At 68.0% G+C, this 19,560-nt stretch carries 16 protein-coding genes; 10 read left to right on the top strand and 6 right to left on the bottom strand.

Translation table 11 applies throughout. The features are described 5' to 3' along the window. Positions 1–870 carry an ABC transporter permease gene (locus CAL13_RS04385; protein ID WP_086071634.1) on the top strand — a complete coding sequence of 290 codons (870 nt, stop codon included), beginning with the start codon at positions 1–3 and terminating at the stop codon, positions 868–870. Between the two features lie 16 nt (positions 871–886). On the opposite strand, the gene CAL13_RS04380 is transcribed toward CAL13_RS04385, so the two are convergent. Further along, on the bottom strand, positions 887–1,876 hold the full coding sequence (locus CAL13_RS04380) for a D-2-hydroxyacid dehydrogenase (RefSeq protein ID WP_086071633.1): 990 nt from the start codon (positions 1,874–1,876) through the stop codon (positions 887–889). A 246-nt stretch (positions 1,877–2,122) separates the two neighbouring features. Between CAL13_RS04380 and CAL13_RS04375 the strand changes: the two genes are divergently transcribed. Beyond that, positions 2,123–2,578, top strand: coding sequence for a DUF2501 domain-containing protein (locus CAL13_RS04375; RefSeq protein WP_086071632.1), 456 nt, complete (start codon positions 2,123–2,125; stop codon positions 2,576–2,578). 122 nt (positions 2,579–2,700) lie between these two features. Here the strand turns inward: CAL13_RS04375 and CAL13_RS04370 are convergent, their stop codons facing one another. Together CAL13_RS04370 and CAL13_RS04365 are read right to left on the bottom strand one after the other, a co-directional pair. After that, positions 2,701–4,092 (bottom strand): MFS transporter, encoded by a 1,392-nt coding sequence (locus CAL13_RS04370; protein ID WP_086071631.1) that lies wholly within the window; start codon positions 4,090–4,092, stop codon positions 2,701–2,703. A 92-nt stretch (positions 4,093–4,184) separates the two neighbouring features. Further along, complete coding sequence (locus CAL13_RS04365) at positions 4,185–4,796, bottom strand: phosphatase PAP2 family protein (RefSeq protein WP_157664794.1); 612 nt, start codon at positions 4,794–4,796, stop codon at positions 4,185–4,187. Between the two features lie 218 nt (positions 4,797–5,014). Here CAL13_RS04365 and CAL13_RS04360 point away from each other — a divergent pair, with 218 nt between their 5' ends. Further along, entirely contained in the window at positions 5,015–6,184 is a 1,170-nt protein-coding gene (locus CAL13_RS04360) for a zinc-dependent alcohol dehydrogenase (protein WP_086056285.1), read from the top strand. A gap of 52 nt (positions 6,185–6,236) precedes the next feature. Continuing rightward, a complete protein-coding gene (locus tag CAL13_RS04355) occupies positions 6,237–6,833 on the top strand; it encodes a hypothetical protein (RefSeq protein ID WP_198297909.1) in 597 nt (198 codons plus the stop codon). Positions 6,834–6,868: 35 nt separating this feature from the next. Here the strand turns inward: CAL13_RS04355 and CAL13_RS04350 are convergent, their stop codons facing one another. From CAL13_RS04350 to CAL13_RS04340, 3 genes are all read right to left on the bottom strand, one after another. Continuing rightward, positions 6,869–7,627, bottom strand: a complete 759-nt coding sequence (locus CAL13_RS04350; protein ID WP_086071629.1) for a lytic transglycosylase domain-containing protein — start codon at positions 7,625–7,627, stop codon at positions 6,869–6,871. Positions 7,628–7,790: 163 nt separating this feature from the next. Next, positions 7,791–9,194 carry a DUF1501 domain-containing protein gene (locus CAL13_RS04345; protein ID WP_086071628.1) on the bottom strand — a complete coding sequence of 468 codons (1,404 nt, stop codon included), beginning with the start codon at positions 9,192–9,194 and terminating at the stop codon, positions 7,791–7,793. Further along, positions 9,191–10,765: a DUF1800 domain-containing protein gene (locus CAL13_RS04340; protein ID WP_086071627.1), complete on the bottom strand. Its 1,575-nt coding sequence runs from the start codon at positions 10,763–10,765 to the stop codon at positions 9,191–9,193. Before CAL13_RS04340 ends, CAL13_RS04345 begins: the two co-directional genes overlap by 4 nt. A 289-nt stretch (positions 10,766–11,054) precedes the next feature. Between CAL13_RS04340 and CAL13_RS04335 the strand changes: the two genes are divergently transcribed. The 6 genes from CAL13_RS04335 (at position 11,055) to CAL13_RS04310 (ending at position 19,556) form a co-directional block, all read left to right on the top strand. After that, on the top strand, positions 11,055–13,751 hold the full coding sequence (locus tag CAL13_RS04335; RefSeq protein ID WP_086071626.1) for an ABC transporter transmembrane domain-containing protein: 2,697 nt from the start codon (positions 11,055–11,057) through the stop codon (positions 13,749–13,751). 198 nt (positions 13,752–13,949) lie between these two features. Then, positions 13,950–15,236 carry a glycosyltransferase gene (locus CAL13_RS04330; RefSeq protein WP_086071625.1) on the top strand — a complete coding sequence of 429 codons (1,287 nt, stop codon included), beginning with the start codon at positions 13,950–13,952 and terminating at the stop codon, positions 15,234–15,236. An 11-nt stretch (positions 15,237–15,247) separates the two neighbouring features. After that, the gene (locus CAL13_RS04325; protein ID WP_086056279.1) at positions 15,248–15,976 is read left to right on the top strand and encodes an SDR family oxidoreductase; all 729 of its coding nucleotides are present in this window, start codon (positions 15,248–15,250) and stop codon (positions 15,974–15,976) included. Next, a complete protein-coding gene (locus tag CAL13_RS04320; RefSeq protein WP_086056278.1) occupies positions 15,967–16,563 on the top strand; it encodes a D-glycero-alpha-D-manno-heptose-1,7-bisphosphate 7-phosphatase in 597 nt (198 codons plus the stop codon). Before CAL13_RS04325 ends, CAL13_RS04320 begins: the two co-directional genes overlap by 10 nt. Continuing rightward, entirely contained in the window at positions 16,560–17,729 is a 1,170-nt protein-coding gene (locus CAL13_RS04315) for a glycosyltransferase family 9 protein (protein WP_086071624.1), read from the top strand. The genes CAL13_RS04320 and CAL13_RS04315 overlap by 4 nt, the downstream gene beginning before the upstream one ends. An 87-nt stretch (positions 17,730–17,816) precedes the next feature. Further along, positions 17,817–19,556, top strand: a complete 1,740-nt coding sequence (locus CAL13_RS04310; protein WP_086059239.1) for a carbamoyltransferase family protein — start codon at positions 17,817–17,819, stop codon at positions 19,554–19,556. Positions 19,557–19,560: the final 4 nt, after the last annotated feature.

The following is a 19,560-nucleotide window of genomic DNA, read 5'->3' as shown; positions in this document are numbered from 1 at the left end:
ATGAGCAGTCTCCACCCGCCGGTACGTCCGGAATATGAGCTGGAACTCCCTGCCCTGCCGGCCGGCCAGTACGCCCTTGACGAGAGGATCCCCGTCCGCCTCCGCGACCGCGCATGGGTCCGCAAACTGTGCATCCTCGCCGCGCTGGCGCTGATCTGGGAAACCGTGGCGCGATTGCAGGACAGCGACCTGCTGCTGCCAACCTTCAGCGCCACCATGCGCGCGCTCGCCGGCGGCCTGGCCAGCGGGGAACTGCTGCAGAAAGCCTGGCTGTCACTGCGGGTGCTGCTGCAGGGCTATGTGGCCGGCATCGTGCTTGCCTTCGTCCTGACCACGCTGGCCGTTTCGAATCGGCTGGGCCGCGACATCCTGACGACGCTGGCGTCCATGTTCAACCCCTTGCCGGCCATTGCGCTGCTGCCGCTGGCCTTGCTGTGGTTCGGCCTGGGAACGGGAAGCCTGGTCTTCGTGCTGGTGCATTCCGTGCTCTGGCCGCTGGCCTTGAACACCTACGCGGGCTTCCAGGGCGTGCCCGAAACGCTGCGCATGGCGGGCCGCAACTATGGGTTGCGCGGCGTGCGCTACGTCATGCAGATCCTGGTGCCCGCCGCGCTGCCCTCGATACTTTCGGGCCTGAAGATCGGCTGGGCGTTCGCGTGGCGCACGCTGATCGCCGCCGAACTGGTCTTCGGCGCCTCATCCGGCCGCGGCGGTTTGGGCTGGTACATCTTCCAGAACCGCAACGAGCTGTATACCGATCGCGTCTTTGCCGGCCTGATACTGGTCGTGGCGATCGGCCTGCTAGTCGAAAACGTGGTGTTCCACGCGCTCGAACGCGCCACGGTGCAGCGCTGGGGCCTGCAACGCTGAGGGCGCGCAAACTGCGCTAACCGGCCGCCGCCTCCGCCGTGCCGCCCGCCACCCAGCGCTCCAGCTTTTCCAGGAAGATCGCGTCGACGCGCGCCGCGTTGCCGTCGGAATGTCCCGCGGCGTGCGGCGTGGCGATGACCGTGGGCATGCGCCACAGCGGCGATGCCGCGTCCAGCGGCTCGTGCTCGAAGACATCCAGATAGGCGCCGCCCAGGCGGCCGGATTGCAGCGCCTCGATCAAGGCGCGCTCCACCACGACTTCGCCGCGCGCGACATTGATCAGGTGCGCCCCGGACGGCATAGCGGCCAGCGCGGAGCCGTCGATCAGTGCGCGCGTACGGTCGGTCAGGGGACAGGCGAGGATCAGCCAGTCCGCGCGCGGCAGCACGCTGTGTATCGCTTCGAACGCCACCGTCGGCGTTTCCGCGTCCACCGGCGTATCGCTGCTGCGGACGACCACGATCTTCAATCCCAGCAGCTTCAGAACGGCGCCCAGGCGCTGTCCGATGCTGCCCCAGCCCACGATCACCGCCGTCTGTCCCGCCAGGTCGCGCGGCACCGTCATTTCGGTGGCCTTCAGCCAGCGCGCCTGGCGCTGCGCGTCCATCAGCACGTGCAGGCGCCGCGCCAAAGCCAGCATGCCGGCCAGCGCGGTCTGCATAACGGGCTCGGCGTTCGCCCCCGCGGACGCGGTCACGTGCACGCCACGGGCCTTCAACTCCGGGAAGATGGGCCGGTCCAGTCCCGCCGAATGCACGTGCACCCAGCGCAGTCCCGGCGACGCGCGCAGCGATTCATAGAACGCCTGCAGCGACTCCATCACCACGTGCTTGGTCGACGCGCCCGTCACATCGCGGGAGATGAAGGCGATGTCGACGTCGTCGTGCGCGTGGCCCAGCACAGGCGACGCCAGGCGCAGCTCCCATGCGCGCCCGCGCATGATGCGCGCGATGGGTTCGCGCAGCCGTTCGGCGGTGGGACGGGACAGCAGGATACGTATCGTCATGATGGGGCGGGTTGACACATCGTTACTTGGCGAGCGGCCGCATGCGCCTATCCTTACGCCGGCAGCGGCGCAGCGCCCGGTCACGCCGACGCGCGCGCCCACCGACGTGACGGCCGGCGCCGCGACCTCGCGGCGCCGCCCATTATCGCCCGATACCGGCAACGCGCCAGCACGCCGCAACCCGGCGCGCGGCAGGCCGCGGGCTGGCCGCTTCGCCGGCCTTTGTTCAATCAGGAGTAGATAGGAATGAAATTTCGCAACCGCGTTCGCGCCGCCTTGCTTGCCGGCCTGCTGACGTCCGTATCCGGCGCGCCGGTGCTGGCTCAGGGTCTGGATTTCAAGGGGGCGCTGGACGGGCTTGGCGGCCTGGGCAAATTCAACAGCGGCGCGGCCACCAGCGCCAACGCGGCCACGCCCCAGGCGGGCAGCCTGGGCAATGCGACCGGCGTGCTGCAGTACTGCATCAACAACAACTACCTGCAGCAGGCCAATGCGTCGTCGCTGAAGGACCAGTTGATGCGCAAGCTGAGCGGCACGACCGGGCAGCCCGCGCAGAAGGACAGCGGCTATCTGTCCGGGGTCAAGGGGCTGCTGCAGACGGGTTCCGGCAATACCGTCGACCTGAGCGGCGGCGGCTGGAAGGAAGCCGCGACCAGGCAGGTGTGCGACGCCATCCTGAATCAGGCCAAGTCTTTCCTGTAATCCCGCGGCGCGCGCATTGGCGGCGCTTCGCCGTGCGCGCGTATCTCTCGCGCACCGGCGCGCCGCGCCAGACATGCATGCCGACGCCGCTCGAGAGCGGCCGGCACTTGCGGCGAAGCGGCTCAGCGCCCCCGCGCCAGCTCGCCACCCGCCCCGTGCGGCATGCGGGCGGTGACGGGAATCGAAGCCGCCGAAAACAGACCCAGCACCAGGAAAGCCGGCCAGAAGTCGGTCCATACGATTTCGGCGTGTCCCTGTGCGACGTGCGAAATCTGCAGCACGATGCCGGCCACAGTCACGCCCAGCCCAAGGGACATCTGCTGGATGACGCTTGCCACGCTGGTGGCGCGGCCGACGTCCGGGCTCGCGATATCGGCATAGGCCAGCGCGTTCAGCGCCGTGAATTGCAACGAAGGGAAGATGCCGCCGAACAGCACGATGGCCCAGATCGCGGCGCGCGACATGTCGGGATGAAACACGCCATAGCTGGCCAGCGCCAGGCCCGCCAGCGCCGCGTTCACCATCAACACCTTCCGGAAGCCGAAGCGCCGCAATATCGGCTGCGCCATGATCTTCATGAACAAGGCGCCGAACGCGGACGCGCACGTAATGGAGCCCGCTTCGAACGGCGTCATGCCCAAGCCTTCCTGCAATGCCAGCGGCAGCAGAAACGGCACCGCGCCCAGGCCGATGCGAAACAGCGATCCCCCCAGCACGCTCGTATGAAAGGTGGGAATGCGCAGGAAATCCAGGTCCAGCAACGGCTGCGTGGCCCTGCGGGCATACAGCACGTACAAGCCCGAGAACAGCAGCCCGAGCACGCACATCGCGACGGTGGCCCGGTCGTCGATCACGCCGCTGCCGATCAGCGACATTCCCAGCATGAAGAGCGAGGCGCCGCTTGCGGACAGCACGAAGCCGGGCCAGTCCAGATGACCGGGCTCGGCGTCGCGCACATCGTCGATATGGCGGTTCGCGAGATAGATGCCGAAAAGGCCGATCGGCACGTTGATGAAAAACATGAGCCGCCAGTGCAGATAGGTCGTGATGAACCCGCCCAGCAGCGGGCCGACCACTGGCCCCAGCAGGGCCGGCACCGTCAGGTAATTGACCGCCTTCACGAAGTCGGCGCGCGGAACGGAACGGAAGATGATGATGCGTCCCACCGGGACCATCATTGCGCCTCCGATGCCCTGCACGAAGCGCGCCAGCACGAATGTGAACAGCGAATGCGCCGCCGCGCACAGCAGCGATCCCACGACGAATACGCCGATCGCCGCGCGGAATACGCTGCGCGGGCCGAACCGGTCCGCCACCCAGCCGCAGATCGGGATGAAGACGCCCAGGCCCACCACGTAGCTGGTCACGGCCAGCTTCAGGGTGATGGGGTCTTCGCCCAAGTCGCGCGCCAGCGACGGCAGCGCCGTTACCAGCACGGTGGCGTCAACGTTTTCCATGAAGAGCGCGCAAGCCACGATAAGCGGAACAATGAATGCACCGATGGCAAGCGGCATGACGAAACCAGGCGGGGGTGTGAAAGGACCGTGATTATGACATTCCGGAATGTCGCATCCTTTCAGGACGCGGTCAGGTCCGCACCCGGCGCTCAGGAGCCTCGTGCCCCGCGATGCAAGGCTTCGCGCGTATACGGCGTCTCTTCGCCGGACAACGCCAGCGCAAGCGCCACCACGACATCATGCGTGCGAACGCCGGGCGCCACCGAATGACTGGCCGCGGCAGAGAGCGTGAAGCCCAGCATGACCGCCCCCGTGCGCACGCCCAGCCGTCCCGCGGGCCATCTGCCCAGCGCGGCGCAGGAGACCATCGCGCCCACCAGCAACCCAAGCACGACCTCCGACACCGAGTGCGCCGAGAGCGCCAGGCGCGACACGCCGATCAGCACGGCCAGCACGGCGCCCGCTGCAGCCAGGCCCAACGCCGTCCTTCGTGAGCGGCGATTCCCCAGGGCGTAGCCCAGCACCGGGTAGACCGATGCGGAAACCATGGCGTGCCCGCTGAAGCCTGTGAAGTCGATCGCGGCCCAACCTATGCCCCACCCCAGGAAGGCCAGCTTGGAGATGAGCACGATGGCGCCGGCCGCGCCAAACGACCATATCCACTTGATCACCGGCGGCCGCTCCGACATCGCAACGAACATCATGGCGATCAGGGCCGCCGGCAGCACCAGCCTGGCTTCCCCAAGGGCGGAAATCGACATCCAGAACGCATGCATGCATCACCTGTTGAGTAGTCCTGCTCAGGCGTAAGCCGTTTACGCCTGTCCATCGCGATGGCACAAGGGCCGCGAAAAGCCGTTATGGGACCACATCGCGCGACCGTTGCCTATCCACCCTATAGGCCACCGCCGCGAGGCATGGCCCTTGCTTCGCCCCGCCCGTCGAGCCCGCTGCGTGGCAACTGAAAGGGAGATCGGAAATGAGAGCACTCTGTTGGCATGGCAAACGCGATATCCGCTGCGACAACGTCCCCGACCCGCAGATCGAGCATCCCCGCGACGCAATCGTCAAAGTGTCCTCTTGCGCGATCTGCGGCTCGGACCTGCATCTGTTCGACGGTTTCATGCCCGGCATGAAGCACGGCGACATCATGGGCCACGAGTTCATGGGCGAGGTCGTCGAGGTCGGCGCCGAGAACAAGGCGCTGAAGGTCGGCGATCGCGTCGTCGTGCCCTTCACCATCATCTGCGGCGAATGCGATCAATGCAAGCGCGGCAATTTCTCGGTATGCGAGCGCAGCAACCGCAACAAGAACGTGGCGGACAAGCTGTTCGGCCATACCACCGCGGGCCTGTTCGGCTACACCCATCTGACCGGCGGCTATCCCGGCGGGCAGGCCGAGTACGTGCGCGTCCCGTACGCGGACAGGACCCATATCAAGGTGCCCGACAGCCTCACCGACGAGCAGGTCCTGTTTCTGGGCGACATCTTCCCGACGGGATGGCAAGCCGCCGTGCAGTGCGACATCCAGCCCACCGACACGGTGGCGATCTGGGGCGCCGGGCCGGTCGGACAGATGGCCATACGCAGCGCGCTGCTGCTGGGGGCGCGCCAGGTCATCGCCATCGACCGCGTGCCGGAACGGCTGGAAATGGCGCGCGCCGGCGGCGCCATCACGATCGACTTCGACCATGAGAGCGTGCTGGAACGCCTGGCCGATCTGACCGGCGGCAAGGGCCCGGAAAAATGCATCGATGCCGTCGGCATGGAGTCGCACGCGACGCGTTCTCTCGATGCCATGTACGACCGCGCGAAACAGGCCGTCATGGCGGAGACCGACCGCCCGCACGTGCTGCGCGAAATGATTTACGTATGCCGCCCGGCCGGCATCCTCTCCGTGCCCGGCGTCTACGGCGGCCTGATCGACAAGATCCCTTTCGGCGCTTCCATGAACAAGGGCCTGACGTGGCGCATGGGACAGACCCACGTCAATCGCTGGACCGACGACCTGCTCAAACGCATCGAAGACGGGCAGATCGATCCGTCCTTCGTCATTACGCATCGCGTCAGCCTGGAAGACGGTCCGGAGATGTACAAAACCTTCCGCGACAAGAAGGACGGCTGCGTCAAGGTGGTTCTCAGACCTTGAGGCGCCGCCCCCGATGCTCGAACGTTGGACCACCAGATCACCGGAGCAACTCATGAATGACGTCTATCGTTTCCCCACCGCGCGCACCGCATCGACGCCGGCCAAGGTGGCGCGCGGCCTCGGCTGGTTCAGTATCGCGCTGGGCGTGGCGGAACTTGCCGCGCCGGGACTGATCAACCGCGTATGCGGTTTGCGCGCCCGCAAGGACATGGTGCGGCTGTACGGCCTGCGCGAAATCGCCTGCGGCGTGGCCATCCTGACCGGCCGCAATCCCAGGCCCTGGCTTTGGGCAAGGGTCGGCGGCGATATGGTCGACCTGGCGTCGCTTGCCATGGCGGACAAGCGCGGCCCGAGCGCGCTGCGCACGGGGATGGCCGCCATGAATGTGGCGGCGGTAACGGCGCTGGACGTGTATGCCGCACGCAGCTATCCGCCCGACGCGCCCCCGCCCAGCCTGTACGGCTATGGCGACCGCAGCGGCCTGCCGGATTCGCCCGAGCGCATGCGGGGCGTGGCGCTGAAGGACTTCCAGATGCCCGACGACATGCGCGTGCCTCATGCGCTGGCGCCATGGACCACGCGAGACCGCCGGGGCAATGGCGCGGCGGGCGAGGCGATGACGCCCGCGGCGCCATCGGGCTCGGCGTAGGGCCATCCGTTCCCCAGCCTGCGGAACATCGCGTGTCACCAGCCCGCCTTGTACCGGGCATACAGCGCGATCACGTCTCGCACATACTGCTGCGTTTCCGCGTAAGGCGGGATGCCGTCGTACTTCTGGACCGCGCCCTGCCCGGCGTTGTAGGCCGCCAGGGCAAGGTCGAGCCGGCCGGGATACTGGTCGATCAGGCTGCGCAGGTGGCGCGACCCGGCGCGCACATTGATGGCCGGGTCGACCAGGGCGCGTTCTACGTCCAGATCGCCCAGCAGGGCCGCCGCGGTGTCCGGCATCAGCTGCATCAGCCCCAGTGCGCCTTTCGGCGACCTCGCGTCCTTCCGAAAGCCCGATTCAACGGCGATCACCGCGCCCAGCAGGGCGCTGTCCAGACCGGAATCGGCGGCGGCCTTTGCGATCACGCTGCGGTAGTCATCCAGGCCCCTGTGCACGCTGAGCGCTTCCAAACGCGCATCGTTCTGGCGGCCGGCGGCGGCCAGCGTCGTCCGCACGGCGGGGCCGCCGACCGTATAGCGCCGCGCGCATTCGGTACACCGGGCGTCGCCGCCCTTGCGCACCGCCGCGCGGGCCTGTGCGCGCTTGTAGGTGCGCGCCATGCCCTTGTCCACGATCATGCTGCGCCAATTGCCGAAGGGATCCTTGTAGCGGTAGATCTCACCCGCCTGCGCGCGGGGAACGGCCAGCGCCAGCATCAGGCCCAGCGCCAAGGTCATCAGGAACAGCCATCGTCGCCCATCGTTGCTCTCGGTGGTTCGCCATTGTGTCCTCATGGTTCTCGTGCATGTGCGGCGGCCCGCCGCGCAGCCACGGCCCCTGCGGCGCCAAGGCGCCGGCGCGTCTCTTCCCCGGCCCCAGATCATGCGGCAAGGGCCGGCAGCCTGTCTCCCGGCACGATGGCCTAACGCCGATGGGCGAGTGCGTCCCCTCACCGCTTCAAGCGCGCCGCAGGAATCCCAGATCGGCTGGCCCGAAGTTGCGCAGATGGGGAAACACGTCGTTCAGGGCGCCGGGGTCCGCGCCGAACCAGGCGCCCAGCGTGGCGCCGAACTGCTCGACGGACGTGCTGGGCAGCAAGCGCCCATGGTCGACGTAGCCGGGCCCTTCGATGTCCCAATCGGGCTGGCTGCCGTAGAAACGCCCCCCGCGCACGGCGCCGCCCAGGATGAAATGATGGCCGCCCCAGCCGTGGTCCGATCCATCGCCGTTCGACACCAGCGTGCGGCCGAACTCCGACGCCGTGAATGTGGTCACGCGGTCCGCCACGCCAAGATGGTCCATGGCCTGCTGGAAATCCGCGAGCGCCCCGGCCAGCTCGCGCAGCAGCGCGGGATGCGTGCCGCTGAGCCCGTCGTGATTGTCGTAGCCGTTCTGCGAGACGAAGAACACCTGTCGCTTCACGCCCAGCGCCCGCCGCGCCGCGATCATGCGCGCGACGATCTTCAGTTGCCCGCCCAGCGGCGTGCCGAAGCCGCCCGGCACGGAAACGCCTTCCAACGCGGCGCGCAGTTGCGCGTCGGCGCGGATCGAGCGCGCCAGGGTGGCGGCGATGTGCTGCTGGAACAGATGTTCGCCCGGCTGCGTCAGCAAGGCGCGCAACAGATCGGTGCACGCCGTGGAGCCATAGGTGTCCCGCTGCAGCAGCTCGATGGGTGTCGATCCCGCGGGGCTGACGCGATACGCCGACACCTTCCGGCCGGAAAGCAGCAGCGAGGTCCCGCCCGCGGTCACGCTGGCGAACGTACTGTTGCCGTTGGCGGCCGCGAACAGGTCCGCGAGGCGGCCGGCCCAGCCGGACGACGCGCCCTCGGGCGCCAGGCCCTGCCAGTACGATTGCTGGTCGTTGTGCGAGAAAAGCTTGGGCGGCATGGGAACCCGGCCGCCGGCATAGTCGGCCTTGGTGGTCGGCACCACCATCGGGCCGACATTCAGCTGCACCGCCAGGATGCCGCGCTCGAAGAGCGGCTTGAGCGGCGCCAGCGACGGCGCCAGCGCATACGTGCCGCCATCGTCCCCCGCTTCGCGCGGCCGCAGCACCGTCGGCCCGAGGGCGTCGCGCGCCAGCGCGATGTCGGGCCGCGTACCGAAATAGCGCGCATGGCTATCGGCATCGTACGGGACGATCGTGTTGTACGGGTCATTGCCGCCATACAGGAACACGCACACCAGCGCCTTGTAATCGTCCGCGGCGCCGGCCCCTTTCGGCGCGGCAGCCTGGGCCGCCGCCTCGCCGCTGGCGGCCAGCTGCAGCGCCAGCGGCGCCGCACCGCCGGCCACGCCGGCGGCGCCCAGGGCGGACACCCGCTTCATGAACTCGCGGCGGGATGCGGATTGCGTCATCGTTGCACCAGATATTCAGGGGCGGCCGCCACCAGCGTTACGGCGGCACGCACGCGGTCGATGGGCCGTTGCGCCGGGATGGTCGCGACTGCCTTGGCGATGGCGACGGCCGTATCGCGGCTGAAGGCGTCGCCGGCGAGCAGCAGCACAATGCGGTCCACCAGCGCCGACGTGTCGCCCGCCAGTGCCAGCTCCGCTTCGTAACCGGTCTGCAGGTCTTCCCAGCCGCGGTCCACATAGATCGCGACGAAATTCAAATAGCCGGCGACGCTGGTTTCGTCGGTGATCTGCAGTTCCGGCGCCACCAGGCCGCGCGCGGCGATGGCCCCGCCCGGCGGCGTATAGCGGGGGCGGAAGAAGTTGAACACCGACGCCGATCGCATCGGGCTCTGCGCCAGCCGTATGGTGTTGTCCGTCGTGTCCGGCATGGCCCATTTGCCATTGTTGGACGTGGCCCCGAAGGCCCGCGCCCAGGCGGCGAAGCGGACGATGGGTTCGCGCACCTTGCCCCAGGTTGGCGACGACAGGTCGGGGAAGCGGGCCTCCGGGTCCAGCAGTACGGCCCGCGCCACGGCGCGGAGATTGCCGCGCGTGCCCGTTCCGTCATTGGCGAATACGGCGGCCACGCGTTTGACATACGCGGGGCTGGGGTTGCTGGTCACGAGCCGCTGTATCAGCTGCGTGCCGATGAAAGGGCCGACGTTGGGATGGGAGAACAACACGTCCAGGGCCTTGTTCAGGGATGCGACGCCGCCCGTCCCGGCCGGAATGACGGCGCCGAGGAAACGCTTCTCCGACATGGAATGCAGCGCCGGATTCAGGGCCATGGGACGGCGGTGAAACCCCACGTCCTCTTCGCTGCCGTTCAGGTCCCAGCCTGTGAACACCTTCGCCAGCCCGCGCACGTCGTCATTGGTATAGGTCTCCACCGGCTTGCCGCCCGACAGCTTGAGCGTGCCGTCCGGATTGAGCTGGTAGAGCCCGATGGTGAACAGCTGCATGACTTCGCGCGCGTAGTTCTCGTCGGGCGTGCGGCCGGTACGGGGATCCTCCTTGCGGTTGCCGCGGTACGTCAGCATGCACCCCATGGAAAGATTCAGCGTCACGGCCTGCAGCAGGTCGCGGAAATTGCCCAGCGCGTGATCGGCCAGGACGTCCATGAAGGACGCTGCGCCGAACAGCGGCCAGTTGGCGGTGATCGCCGAGACGCCCACCACGAAGATCTCCGAAAGCGCGAACGCCATGCGCGTGCGCACCTGGTCCGGGGCGCTGATGAATTTGCGCCACAGCGTCGACTCCAGCGCGGCGTTGATCCCGTTGCCCTTGTTGGCCTCGTTATTGGCGCCGATGGACAACAGCCAGTCGAAATGCGATTGCGAAGGCGGCATGGCAAGCTGTTCGTCCAGCCAGGCCGCATAACCCATCTTCACGACGCGCTCGATCTCCGCGGGCGTCGGGCCGAAAGTGGCTTGCGCGAGAAAGCGCGAAGCCTGCCCTGGCGTGGGGGACGGGTAGTCGTATCCAAGGGACGAAGGGCCGCTTCGCGGCGGGCGGGAGGTCGATACGGACATGGCGGGGATGGCGGGAACGGTGCTGCGGGCGGTTCGATGCGAGCGGGTTCCCCACGGCGGAATGAGACGTGCCTGACACAACGCGCCTACCTTAGACCGCATCGCGGCGTGTTCACAACCCGCGCGCTTGGCCTAGCCGGTTCTAGGCCATCCGCATGGGCGGGTGAGCCATCGCATCATCCTGGCGTACTAGCCGAACCGGCCGATGGCGGATTGACCGTCCCCATGGTTGGGCACAAACCTTGCCCGCGCGCCGGCCACTATCGGCAGTCAGCCATCGGAGGGAGGAATGGCAGAACAGGCATCCCGCTATGCCCGATCCGAAGTCCTGCGCACCCTGGGACGATCACTGTGGAAGTACCGGCGCCGCGCCGCGGCCGCGATGGTGCTGCTGGTGCTTGCGAAACTGTTCGCGGTGGCGGTGCCGGTGGCGCTCAAGATGGTGGTCGATCACCTGAGCCGGCCCGATGCCTTGCTGACCCTGCCCGTATTCCTGCTCATCGGCTACACGCTGCTGCGCTTCGCCGGCGGGCTCTTCACCGAGCTGCGCGACGTGGTCTTTTCGCCGGTGACACAGGCAACGGTCGCGGACTTCAACCTGCGGATTTTCGAGCATCTGCACAAGCTCGGGGCGCGCTTTCATGCCAGCCGGCAGACCGGCACGCTGGCGCGCGACGTGGAACGCGGCACCGCGGGTATCGGCTTCCTGATGGGCACGGCACTGTTCACCCTGCTGCCCACCCTGGTGGAAATCGGGTCGGTGGTGGCGATCCTGGTCAGCGGCTACGATCCCTGGTTCGCGGTACTGGTGGCCGTCACCTTCGTCATCTATGCGTCGGTGACCTACGTGCTGACCAAGCGCCGCATCTTCTACCAGCGGATGATCAACGACCTGGACTCGGCCGCGGGCGGCCGCCTGGTGGACAGCCTGCTCAACTATGAGTCGGTCAAGTACTACACCAGCGAGGCCCACGAGTCCCGCCGCCTGCGCGAGCTGCTGGATCGCTGGCGCGCCGTGGGCATCGACAACCAGCATGCGTTGTCGACCCTGCATATCTCCCAGAGCGCCGTCATCGCACTGGGCGTGGGCGCCGTCATGCTGCTGGCGGGCCTGCAGGTGACCCGCCACGACATGACCGTGGGCGACCTTGTCCTGGTCAACGCCTACATCATCCAGATTTGCCTGCCGCTGAATACGCTGGGCCTGGTGTTCCGCCAGACCAAGGAAGCGATGATCAACGCCGAACAGGTGAGTTCGCTGCTGCGCCTGCCGCCGGAAACCGATCCCGCCGCGCCGCTGCCGGCGTTCAGCGCCAAAGGCGGGGAGGTGCGCTTCGAGGGCGTGAACTTCAGCTACGAACCGGGCCGGCAGATCCTCTGGGACGTGAGTTTCCACATTCCGGCCGGCCGCACGCTGGCGGTCGTCGGCGGCAGCGGCTCGGGGAAATCAACCCTGGGCCGCCTGCTGTTCCGCTTCTACGAAGCGGACTCCGGCAAGGTGACCGTTGACGGCGTCGATGTCCGCGACGTCGATCCCGGCAGCCTGCGGCGCTGCCTGGGCATCGTCCCGCAGGACACGATGCTGTTCAACGACACCATCGCCTACAACATCGCCTACGGCCGGCAGGGCGCGTCGCTGGCCGACGTCATCGAAGCGGCCAAGGGCGCGCGCCTGCACGATTTCGTGCAAAGCCTGCCCGCGCAGTACGACACCGTGGTCGGTGAGCGCGGCGTCAAGCTTTCGGGCGGCGAGCGGCAGCGCATCGCGATCGCGCGGGCCATCCTGAAGAATCCGTCCATCCTGTTGTTCGACGAGGCGACGTCGGCCCTGGACACGCGCACGGAGCGCGCGATCCAGGCCGAACTGGACCGCATCGCGGAAGGCCGCACCACGCTGATCATCGCCCATCGCCTGTCCACGGTGGTCAACGCGGACGAGATCATCGTCCTCGAACACGGCCGCATCGTCGAACGCGGCACCCATACGGAGCTGCTGGCGCGCCAGGGCATTTACGCGCAAATGTGGACCCTGCAGCGCCAGCAGAGCGAACTGGAAAGCGTCGGATCGCGTGTGACCTCGCAACCGGTGAACCTTGCCACGCTGGTGGCGGGCGTCCTGGACGGCGTACGGCCCGCCATCGAAGAAAAGGGCGTCACCCTCTACACGCAGCTCAGCATGGAGAACGCCCGCGTCATGGGCGATCCCAGCGTGCTGCAGCAGACGGTGTGGGATATGTGCCTGAACGCCATTGCGGCCACCCCCGCCGAAGGCCGCGTCGAGCTCAGCCTGCGGCGCCAGGGCGATGCCGCGCGGATCTCCGTCACGGACAGCCGCCTGCCGCCCGCGGACGCCGCCGCGCTGGAACCGGCCGAACAATTGAATGCGGTGCTGGGCGGACGGCCACCGCTCGATCCGGTGCGCCTGCGCGCGGAAGTCGAGAAGTTCGGCGGCCGCTTCGGTTTCGATGTCGCCGCCGGCGGGCCGGCCCGCACGTACTGGCTGGAGATGCCGCTGCGCGCCTCCGTGACGCCGGCGCTGCCCTATTCCCCATCCGTGGCCCAGGCGTCGCTGCGCGGGGCGCGCGTCTTCCTGGTGGACGACAGCGATGAGGAACGCGACGCCATCGCGCGCGCGCTGGAAGACGCCGACGCCATGGTGCGGCACTTCAAGACCGGTGCGGCGCTGCTCGAATCACTGCAGAGCACCGTGCCGGATGCCTGGCCCGACGCGCTGGTATGCGACGTCACGCTGGACGACATGGATGGCTACGCGCTCGTGAGCGCCGTCCGCCAGTTGGAAGCCGAACGCGCCATCCCCTTGCCGCGCCGGCTGCCTGCCGTCGCGCTGTCCGGCCACACGCCTTCGGAAGGCCGCCTGCGCGCGCTGATGGCCGGCTTCCAGGTGCACGTGGGCAAACCGCCCGACCCCCATCTCATCGTCAATACGACGGCTGGGCTGATTGGTGGAAAGTTCCGACGCTTGTAATCCGTACCGGTGAAACACCGCGGGTAAACGCGCATCCCGAGAACCGTTACAAAGCGCGCCGCCGCGTGGCACGCCGTTTGCCCTACCGGGGCGCCCGAGCAAGGAGGGCATTACGAACGACGCGCAGGGCAAGACGCGAGAGACCGAAGGGTTCTCCGGCAGAGCAGCGCGATAACTCACCCGGCACGGAGAACAATCATGCGGAAAATCGCAATCGTCAGTGAACATGCATCGCCACTGGCCCTGGCGGGAAGCGTGGACAGCGGCGGGCAGAACATTTACGTCGCGCAGATCGCCCGCCACTTCGGCCGCCTCGGCCATCAAGTGGACGTGTTCACCCGGGCCGACAGCCCTTTCCTGCCGCGCGAAATGGAATGGCGGGACAACGTGCGGGTCATCCACGTTCCGGCGGGACCCGCCCGCCAGATTCCGAAGGAAGAGCTGCTGCCCTACATGGGCGCCTTCGAAGACTTCCTCACGCGCTACTTCGCCAGCCAGCGCGAAGCCTACGACATCGTGCACGCCAACTTCTTCATGTCGGCCATGGCGGCCATGCCGGCGGCGCGCGCCTGCGGCATTCCGTTCGCCGTCACTTTCCATGCGCTGGGGCGGGTGCGCCGCAAGTTCCAGAAGGAAGCCGACCTGTTCCCCGAGAGCCGTTTCGATATCGAGGATGACGTCATCGCGCGGGCCGACCGCATCATCGCCGAATGCCCGCAGGACAGGCAGGACCTGATGGAGCTTTACGGCGCCGATCCGCGCCGCATCTCCATCGTGCCGTGCGGCTATGACCCCGCGGAAATGCGGCCCATGGACCGCGCCGGCGCGCGCGCAGAGCTGGGCTGGAACGACAACCGGTTCACGGTGCTGCAGCTGGGCCGCATGGTGCCGCGCAAGGGCGTGGACAACGTGATCCGCGCCTTGGGCCGGCTGCGCCGCGTGCATGGCATCGACGCGCGGCTGTGCGTCGTCGGCGGCAACAGCCGCGAGCCGTGCGAGCAGGCCACGCCGGAACTCGCGCGCCTGCGCGCCATCGCCCGCGACGAAGGCGTGCTGCCGCACGTCGAATTCACCGGCCGCCGCGACCGCCTGCAACTGCGGGCCTACTACTGCGCCAGCGACGTCTTCGTCACCACGCCGTGGTACGAACCCTTCGGCATCACACCGGTGGAAGCCATGGCCTGCGGGCGGCCCGTCATCGGCTCCGATACCGGCGGCATCCGTCATTCGGTGCGCCACGGCGAAACGGGATGGCTGGTGCCGCCCAAGGATCCCGATGCGCTCGCCGAGCGTTTGGCCATGCTGGCGCGCGACAGCCTGCTGCGCCATCGCATGGGCGAGGCCGGCATGCGGCGGGCCCGCAGGCACTTCACATGGGAACGCGTCAGCCTGGACCTGCTGAACGTCTTCGACGAAATCATGGCGCCGGCAGCCCTGCCGGCCGCCGCTCACGCGCCGGCCGATGCCGCGCGCGCCATCGCCTAGGAGAAGCTTGAATGCATGACATCGATACTTCCACGCTGTCCGGCCGCGTCGTCATCGTGACCGGCGGCGGGAGCGGATTGGGCAAGGCGATATGCGAATTGCTGGCCAACGACGGCGCGCGCGTCGTGGTGGCCGACCGCAACGAAGCCGCCGCCCGCAAGGTCGCCGAAAGCCTGCCGGCCGAACTGGGCCTGGCCGTGGCCCTGGACGTGGGCGATGAAACGCAGGCCGGCCAGGTGCTGCGCCAGGTCGTGGACAAGTACGGCAAGCTCGACGCCGTCATCAACAATGCCGGCGTCGATGTCACCGCGCCGATCTCGGAAATCAGCACGGCCGATTGGGACCGCGTGGTGCGCACCAACCTGACGGGGCCCTTCCTGATGTCCAAGCTGGCGCTGCCCTACCTGGGCAAGGGCAGCCACATCGTGAACATCGCCTCCACGGCCGCGCGCCGCGCCTGGCCCAACGCCGCCGTGTACCACGCCACCAAGTGGGGCCTGATGGGGCTGTCGCATGCTTTGCACGCCGAGCTGCGGCCGCAGGGCATCAAGGTGTCCGCGGTGCTGTCCGGCGGCATGCGCACGCCCTTTCTGCTGGAACGATTCCCCGACATCGACGCCAGCAATCTCCAGGATCCCGCCAACGTGGCGCGCGCCGTCCGCTTCGTGCTGACGCAGCCCGACGAGACCGTCATTCCGGAAGTGATGGTGCTGCCCATGCGAGAGACCTCATGGCCCTGAAGCCCGCGATATTCCTGGACAAGGACGGCACGCTGCTCGAGGACGTGCCCTATAACGTCGATCCGGACCGCATGGCATGGGCGCCTGGCGCCCGCGCCGCCGTCGCGCTGCTGGGACGGCTCGGCCATCCGCTGATCGTCATCAGCAACCAGCCCGGCGTCGCGCTGGGGCGCTTCGAGGAGCCGGCGCTGGCGGCCGTGCGGGAACGGCTGTCCGCCATGTTCGAACGCGAAGGCGCGCGCCTGTCCGGGTTCTACTACTGCCCGCATCATCCGCAGGGCAAGCGCCCCGAGTACGCGCTGTCCTGCCTGTGCCGCAAGCCCATGCCGGGCCTGCTGACGCGGGCCGCGAGCGAACACGGCATCGATCTGCGCAGCTCCTGGTTCGTGGGCGACATCCTGGACGACGTGGAAGCCGGCACACGCGCGGGCTGCCGCACGCTGCTGCTGGTGAACGGCAACGAAACCGAGTGGCTGCGTGGGGCCTTCCGCACGCCCACCGATATGGCGGCCGATCTCTACGCCGCCGCGCGCGTGATCGCGCGTGCGCTGCCTCCGGCCCGCACGAGCGGAAGGGAGGCGGCATGAGCGTGCGTATCGCGGATGCCACGGGCAGCGCGCCGACTGCAACGTCCGCGGCCGCGCCGCAGGGCGGCGCCGGTTGGGAGCACGCCGACAACGTGTTGTGCGTGCGCCTGGACAACATGGGCGACGTACTCATGACGACGCCGGCGCTGCGCGCGCTGAAGGCCGTGCGGCCCACGCGCCGGCTGACCTTGCTGGCGTCGCGCTCCGGCGCCGCGGTGGCGCGCCACATCCCGGAAATCGACGAGGTGATTACGTACGAAGCGGCATGGGTGAAGAACGCCGCAAGCACGCCGGACGCCTATCGCGACACGCTGGACAGGTTGCGCGCAGCGCGCTTTGACGCGGCGGTGATCTTCACCGTCTACAGCCAGAGCGCGCTGCCCGCCGCCCTGACCTGCTTCGCCGCCGGTATCCCCCGCGTGCTGGCGTACAGCCGCGAGAACCCCTATCACCTGATCACCGATTGGGTGAAAGAAATCGAGCCGCTGCCGCAGGCGCGGCACGAGGTGCAGCGGCAGCTCGACCTGGTCGCCACGATCGGCGCGCGCGCGGACGACACCCGCCTGTCGTTCCGGACCACGCCCGCGGACCACCAGGCGCTGGACGATGTGCTGCGGGCGCACGGGGTGTCGCCGCACGAGAACTGGGTGCTGGCGCATTGCGGCGCCACGGCGGAATCGCGCCGCTATCCGGCCGTGCTGTTCGCGCAGGCCATCGACATGGTTGCCGGCGCGGGCGAGTGCGTGGTGCTGACTGGCTCATCCGACGAGCGCAGCCTGGTGCAGGACGTGGTCGATCGCAGCGCCGAGCCGCACAAGCTCGTGAATCTGGCGGGCAAGCTGACGCTGGGCCAACTGGGCGCGCTGATCGAACGCGCCGGCGTTCTGATATCGAACAACTCGGGGCCGGTGCACATGGCCGCCGCCCTGGGCACGCCCGTGGTCGATCTGTACGCCCTGACCAACCCCCAGCACACGCCGTGGCAGGTTCCGCACCGCCTGCTGTATCGCGATGTGCCATGCAAATACTGCTATCGCAGCGTCTGCCCGGAGGGCCATCACGCCTGTCTGAGCGCCGTCGCGCCGTGGCGCGTGGCGCAAGCGGCTTTCGAGCTGCTGGAAGGACACGCCCGCGCGCGTCCGCCGACGATGATCGCAGCGGCGTAGGGCCGCACGCCGGCCCCGCACCGCGACCGTTTTCGAATCGCCCGCCCGGCGATGCACCACCGCCTGTCGCATCAGAAGGATAACGCCATGTACACATTGGGTATCAACGCCGCATTCCACGATTGTTCCGCCACGCTCGTGCGCGACGGCGAAGTGATTGCCGCCGCCGAGGAGGAACGCTTCACGCGGATCAAGCACGGCAAACGGCCGGTGCCCTTCAGCACCTGGCAACTGCCCTATCACGCGATCGACTACTGCCTGGGCCACGCCGGCATCTCGCTGTACGACGTGGACCATGTCGCGTACTCCTTCGACCCGTCGCTGCTCGCCGGCGGCGGCTCGCTGCCGGAAACCATCACGCTGCCGCTGGAGCCTTCGCGCCAGCCGCGCGGTCCCAACGGCGAGTCGCCCTGGGATCCGCTGTTCCTGTCGTACATCGTCAACGCCCCGCGCCAGTTGATCGGCGGCGCGCCGCATCACCTGCGTGAACGGTTCGAAGGCCTGAGCCTGGAACAGTTGCTGCAACGCTGGCAGTTCGTCGAGCACCATCTTTCCCACGAAGCCAGCGCCTTCCTGGCCGCGCCGTGCGACGAATGCGCGGTGCTTACGATGGACGGGCGCGGCGAGCGGGCCACCACGAGCTATGGCCACTTCGCCAACGGCCGCTACCGGCGCCTGCGCCAGATCGACCTGCCCCATTCGCTTGGCCTGCTGTACGAAGACGTGACGCAGTACCTGGGTTTTCTGCGGTCGTCCGACGAATACAAGGTGATGGCGCTGGCTTCCTACGGCAAGCCCGAGTACGTCGACGTTTTCCGCGAGATCGTGCGGTTGGACAAGGAAGGCGGCTACACCATCGAACCGGTCAACCTGGTCGCGCGCTTCGGTCCGGCGCGCAAGCGCGGCGCGCCCTTCGAGCAGCGCCACATGAACATTGCGCATTCGCTGCAGAAGGTGCTGGAGGAAACCGCGCTGCATATGGCGCGCTGGCTGCACGAGCAGACCGGCGCCCGCGACCTGAGCATGGCCGGCGGCGTCGCGCTGAATTGCGTGATGAACGCGCACATCGCCGCCAACGGGCCTTTCGAATCGGTATGGGTGCAGCCGGCCGCCGGCGATGCCGGCACGTCGCTGGGCGCGGCGCTGTGGGTCGATTACGAACGGCGCGAACGCGCCGGGCGCCGCTGGACCATGCAGCATGCCTATCTGGGACCGGAGTACGCGGACGAAGAGATCGAACGCTTCCTGGACCGTTCCCACCTGGCCTACCGGCGCCTGGATAACGTGGCCGAAGCCGCGGCCGAGCTGCTGGCGCAGGAAAAGGTGCTGGGCTGGTTCCAGGGCCGCATGGAATTCGGTCCTCGCGCGCTCGGTGCGCGTTCCATCCTGGCCTCGCCCCTGGACAGCGCGATGCAGGCTCGGCTCAACGGTCTGAAGGACCGCGAGGACTTCCGGCCGGTGGCGCCGGTCGTGATGGAAGAACGCGCGCACGAATGGTTCGACGCCCGCGGCAAGTCCGGCATCTGCGCCCCCTTCATGCTGTTCGTGTACGACGTACTGCCGCATCGGGCCAAACAGATTCCCGCCGTCCGCCACATCGACGGCACGGCGCGCGTGCAGACCGTGCGGCGCGACCAGCACGCCCTGTATTACGACCTGCTGGCCGCCTTCGAGCGCCGCACCGGCGTGCCGGTGCTGGTGAACACCTCCTTCAACACGCGCGGCGAGCCGGTGGTGTGCACGCCCCGCGATGCGCTGGAATCGTTCTGGACCTCGCCGCTGGATGCGCTGGTGATCGGCAGCTATCTGGTGGAAAAACCGGTTTGACGTT

Source organism: Bordetella genomosp. 9 (assembly GCF_002119725.1).
GTDB lineage: Bacteria > Pseudomonadota > Gammaproteobacteria > Burkholderiales > Burkholderiaceae_B > Bordetella_C.
This window is presented reverse-complemented; position numbering and strand designations above follow the sequence as displayed.